Genomic DNA, 5,230 nt, shown 5'->3' on the forward strand with positions numbered 1-5,230 from the left:
TTCTTTCATATCGGAGATTTCTGGTTTAAATAAACCAGCAAATCCACCGATACCTGTTAGAACTTCTTTTCCATGAGTTTTCTTTACGATTTCTTTTATAATTTGAACTTCTTCGTAGCCTTTTTCTTTATCTACACCAGAATCTTTGTAAGTTAATCCCATTATATTTCTTCTAACTCCCTGTCAGAATCAATGACACCTTTTTTCATTTCTTCTTTGTAATCTTTTAATTTTTGAGCTAGTTTTTCGTCAGACAAAGCAATCATTTGAGCTGCTAAGATAGCTGCATTTTCTCCACCATCGATTGCTACAGTTGCAACTGGAACTCCTTTAGGCATTTGAACTATTGAATACAAAGCATCCATTCCAGCAAGTGCAGATCCTTTTACAGGAATTCCTATAACTGGTTTTGTTGTCATTCCTGCTGTTACTCCACCTAAGTGTGCTGCTTTTCCAGCGATTGTGATGTAAACTTTGCAGTCGTCTTTTTCAACAGTTTCTTTTAAAACATCCAATGCTCTGTGTGCTGAAATAACTGATACTTCATATGATAGATCAAATTTTTTCAACATTTTAGTAACTTTTTTTGCAACTTCAATATCTGAACTGCTTCCCATTATTAATCTAATATCCATTGTTTGCTCCTATTTTTTTGTATAGTTTGGAGATTCTCTAGTAATTGTAATATCATGTGGATGATTTTCTACAAGTGTTGCTGGAGAAATCTTCACGAATTTTGATTTTTCTTTTAATTCAACTAAGTCTTTGCTTCCTACATAACCCATACCTGAACGAAGTCCACCAACTAATTGATAAACAACTTCTGCTACAGATCCTTTGTAAGCAACTCTACCTTCTACTCCTTCTGGAACGTATTTTTTAGTGTTATTTTGGAAATATCTGTCTCCACTTCCAGCTTTCATAGCTCCAAGCGAACCCATTCCTCTGTATTCTTTGTATTGTCTACCTTCTAATACAACTAATTCTCCAGGGCTTTCTTCTGTACCAGCGAACAAGCTACCTGCCATAATAACAGATGCACCTGCTGCTAATGCTTTTGTAATATCTCCTGAGTATTTAATACCACCATCGGCGATGATTGGAATACCGTGTTTATCAGCTTCTTTCGCACATTCGATTATAGCTGTCATTTGAGGAACACCGATACCTGTTACAACTCTTGTCGTACAAATAGATCCAGGTCCAATACCAACTTTAACACAATCTGCTCCAGCTTCTATCAAATCTCTTGTAGCATCTGCTGTTGCAACGTTACCTGCGATTATTTGAAGATCTGGGAAAGCTTTCTTTAATTTAGTTACAGCATTCAAAACTCCTCTTGAATGACCGTGAGCTGTGTCGATTGTTACGACATCAACTTTTGCATCCACTAAAGCTTGACATCTTTCAATCATATCATTAGTGATACCAACAGCTGCACCAACCAATAATCTGCCTTGTGAATCTCTTGCTGAATTTGGATATTGGATTGTTTTTTCAACGTCTTTTGTAGTGATAAGACCTTTTAATTTGAAGTTTTCATCTACAATTGGAAGTTTTTCAATCTTAGCATTCATCATTTTTTCCAAGGCTTCATCCATCGATATGTTTTCGTGACCTGTTATTAAATTGTCCTTAGTCATAACATCTCCAATTGGAAGTTGTTCGTCCTTTACGAATCTAACATCTCTGTTAGTTAGGATTCCGACTAAAGTCATATCATCATTAACTATAGGTACACCGCTAATTCTGTAATGACTCATCAATTTCAAAGCATCAACGATTTTGTCATCTGCAGATAAGTAAAAAGGATCAGTAATTATTCCATTTTCTGAACGTTTAACTCTATCTACTTCTCTTGCTTGCTCTTCAATAGTCATGTTCTTGTGAATAATTCCGATCCCGCCTTGTCTCGCCATAGCGATAGCCATTTTTGACTCAGTTACAGTGTCCATTCCTGCTGACATCATAGGAATGTTCAATTCAATTTTTTTAGTTAATCTTGTTTTCAAGATAGTTTCATTAGGTAACACTTCTGATGGACCTGGTACTAGAAGTACGTCATCAAATGTTAATCCTTCGCCGATAAATTGCATAATACCCTCCTCATAAAATAAATAAAAACTTTGTTAAAAATTTTTAATGTTGAGAATAAATTTACCATACAAATGATCACAAGTCAAGCAAATTTATTCCTTTTATTTCTTTACAGCTATTATATCAGAAATACAAATTTTTGAGCAAGAAAAAAGCACCAAAAAAACTTTTGATGCGTAAATCTTCTATAATAGTTCAACATTTATTTGTTCTGCTACTTCGTTTATTTTATCTGCGTCCAATTTTTCAACTTCTGAAACTCTGGCATTTAATACGCCAAGAGATAAAGCCTTCAAAACAGTTTCCATTACGCCTTCTCCCTCATCTAAGAATTTCGCCAATCCTGCCACAGTAGCATCTCCACTTCCGACGGTTCTTTGAATTTTGTATTGAGGAACAGAAATCCTGTACAAATTATCTTTGTATTTTAAAATCGCTCCGTATTTTCCATTGGTAACCAAAACAATTTCAATATCATCCAACAATTTATTGCTGAAAATTTCCTTCAAATACTCAGAATCTTTGTTGACGAAATCTTCTGAAGAAATATCTTCTGTTAAACCAATGATTTCCTTAAATTCGTAGAAATTAGGCTTGATAGCAAATGGTTTATAATTATTTTCCAAAACTTTTTTAGTCACTTGTCCATTTGTATCCAAAATAATCTTGCTCTTAGCTTTTAGAATATCCATAGTTTCTTCGACAAAATCTTCAGATAAACCGTTCATCAAACTTCCACTGATTACTGCTATATTGTAATTTTTTCCGATTTCTTTTATAAGTGACATAAAAGTTCTTTCAAATCTAGAATCAATTTTGTTAGTTTTTTCAAATATTTCAAATTGCTTATCGCCATGAATCACTCTAATGCAGTTTCTTGTGTCGACATTTGTAAAAATAAAGTCGTGCTTGATATTCACATCGTCCAACTTGTCGATTACATAATCTCCATTACTTCCTCCAATAAAGCCTGTAACCATGAAATCTGCCCTCAACAAATCCAAAACTTTGGACACATTTATCCCTTTTCCTCCAGGCGTTTTGTACGCATCATCAACTACATTTACTCCATTAGTATCCAGCTCATCCATTTCGTAAATCACATCAATAGCAGGATTAGCAGTTATACAAAGTATCATTTTATTCCCCTCTTCAAATTAATTAAAAATTTATCTTTAATAAATATACCCAATAATTTAGCTTTTTAAATTATTTAGATAACTTTGATGTAAGAATAACTTCAGCAGCCTTCAATCCGTCAATCGCACTTGATACGATTCCTCCAGAATATCCACTACCTTCGCCAATCACATACAAATTATCAACTTTTTCGCTTCTTAACAAATCATCTCGATCCATTCTCACCGCACACGATGTTCTCGTTTCAACTCCTGTGAGTATAGCATCATCCATTGAAAATCCGTGAAGCTTGTTGTCCATCATTTTAATCGCAGTTTTAATGTAATTTGTAACATGCTCTGGGTAAATATCATTCAAATTGCTCAAAACATATCCCGGTTTTACAGTCGGTTCAACTTCTCCGATTTTTTCAGATTTTTTATCATCCATAAAATCTTTTACCAATTGAACTGGTGCATTGTAATTGGATCCTCCCAATTCAAAAGCTTTGCGTTCGATTTCTTGTTGAAATCTAATCCCATCTAACAAATTATGTCCGTAAGTATTCTCATCTATACCGCACACAATCGCACTATTTGCGTTCTTGCCGTCTCTTTTGTGAAAACTCATACCATTGACGCACAATTCATTTTCTTCACTAGAAGCATTGATTACATATCCGCCTGGACACATACAGAAAGTGTACACTCCTCTTTTGTTTTCTTCAGAATAAGAAAGCTGATAAGTCGCACTTGGAAGATCTCTGTCGCATTTATATTGTGCAAAATCTATCATTTTTTGTGGATGCTCAATTCTAAAACCAACCGCAAAAGGTTTGTTCGTCATTTTAATTTTGTCGGCTAACATCATCACCGTGTCTCTAGAACTATTTCCAAGAGCAAAAACGTAACAGTCAGATTGAAATTTTCTATTATGCGATTTTATTCCCACACATTTTTCATTTTCAATTTCGACATCGTCGATCAACGTATCGAATTCAAATTCACAACCCATTTTGATAAGGTCATTTCTCATGTTCACAATTACTTTTTGCAATTCATCGGTTCCGATGTGTGGCTTGGAGTCATACATAATTTCATTAGGAGCGCCGTAGTCCACAAAAGTCTTCAAAACTTCTCTGACTCTTTTGTCTTTGGAGCGTGCAGTTAATTTGCCGTCAGAAAAAGTTCCAGCTCCACCTTCACCAAATTGCACGTTACTGTTTGTGTTTAGCTTACCAGTATCCAGGAATTTGTTGATATCTTCAACTCTTTTCGATACTTCGCTTCCTCGTTCAATAACTTTCACCTTAGCTCCGTTTTTCGCTAATAAATACGCGCAGAATAATCCTGCAGGACCACTTCCAACAACTGTGACGCTTTTCGAATTATCGACATCTTCTAAGTTAAAATCTTCTTCATGATATCTTTCGCAATTTTTAATTGATTTTATTTTTTTATCAGACAAATCAACATCCACGATAACTTGGTAATTAAACAGAATTCCTTTTCTAGCATCAATTGATTTTCTGTAGATTTCATAATTGAAGTTTTTCGTTCCGATCATTTTAGAGATTTTTTTCTTCAATTCGTTTTCGTCGTCATTTTTTAATTTTATATTTCTAATAATAATCATATTTTTCTCTCTTTCATTTACTACTTGTATTATATCATTATTTAAATAGAATTATTGATAGGTAGAGAATAAGGTGTTTTAAAATCCTAATGCTAAGAATATCATACGGAAAAAATTGACTTGATTTCAAATAGAAAAAATCCGGCTAAAATCGCACTGTTTGAGCGTAAGCGAGTTTGCAATTTTAGGATTTTGAGATTTAGAAATCTACAATTTTTGGAGTCTAGATATTCGTGCATTAGATTTTTAAATATTAACCTAAAAAAGCTGCCTACCGAAGTGACCTGAACCCCAAAATCCGGAATACGGATGGAGGGGTTTTTGTATGCCAAAATACACAAAAGAATTTAAAATTAAACTAGTGAAGGAATACTTATCA

At 34.1% G+C, this 5,230-nt stretch carries 4 protein-coding genes and 1 pseudogene; all 5 read right to left on the minus strand.

What is annotated here, in order from left to right:
- A pseudogene (locus tag KHW44_RS06130) lies at positions 1-162 on the minus strand (phosphoribosylformylglycinamidine cyclo-ligase); the annotation flags it as partial.
- Entirely contained in the window at positions 162-635 is a 474-nt protein-coding gene (purE, locus tag KHW44_RS06135; RefSeq protein WP_304067238.1) for a 5-(carboxyamino)imidazole ribonucleotide mutase, read from the minus strand. The pseudogene KHW44_RS06130 and the gene purE, both read right to left, overlap by 1 nt.
- Positions 636-644: 9 nt before the next feature.
- Positions 645-2,096: an IMP dehydrogenase gene (gene guaB, locus KHW44_RS06140; RefSeq protein ID WP_094208220.1), complete on the minus strand. Its 1,452-nt coding sequence runs from the start codon at positions 2,094-2,096 to the stop codon at positions 645-647.
- A 186-nt stretch (positions 2,097-2,282) separates the two neighbouring features.
- On the minus strand, positions 2,283-3,236 hold the full coding sequence (locus KHW44_RS06145) for a 1-phosphofructokinase family hexose kinase (RefSeq protein WP_304067244.1): 954 nt from the start codon (positions 3,234-3,236) through the stop codon (positions 2,283-2,285).
- A gap of 70 nt (positions 3,237-3,306) precedes the next feature.
- Positions 3,307-4,851, minus strand: a complete 1,545-nt coding sequence (locus tag KHW44_RS06150) for an NAD(P)/FAD-dependent oxidoreductase (RefSeq protein WP_304067247.1) — start codon at positions 4,849-4,851, stop codon at positions 3,307-3,309.
- Between the last annotated feature and the right edge of the window lie 379 nt (positions 4,852-5,230).

Source organism: Finegoldia magna (assembly GCF_018371055.1).
Lineage (GTDB): Bacteria > Bacillota > Clostridia > Tissierellales > Peptoniphilaceae > Finegoldia > Finegoldia magna_I.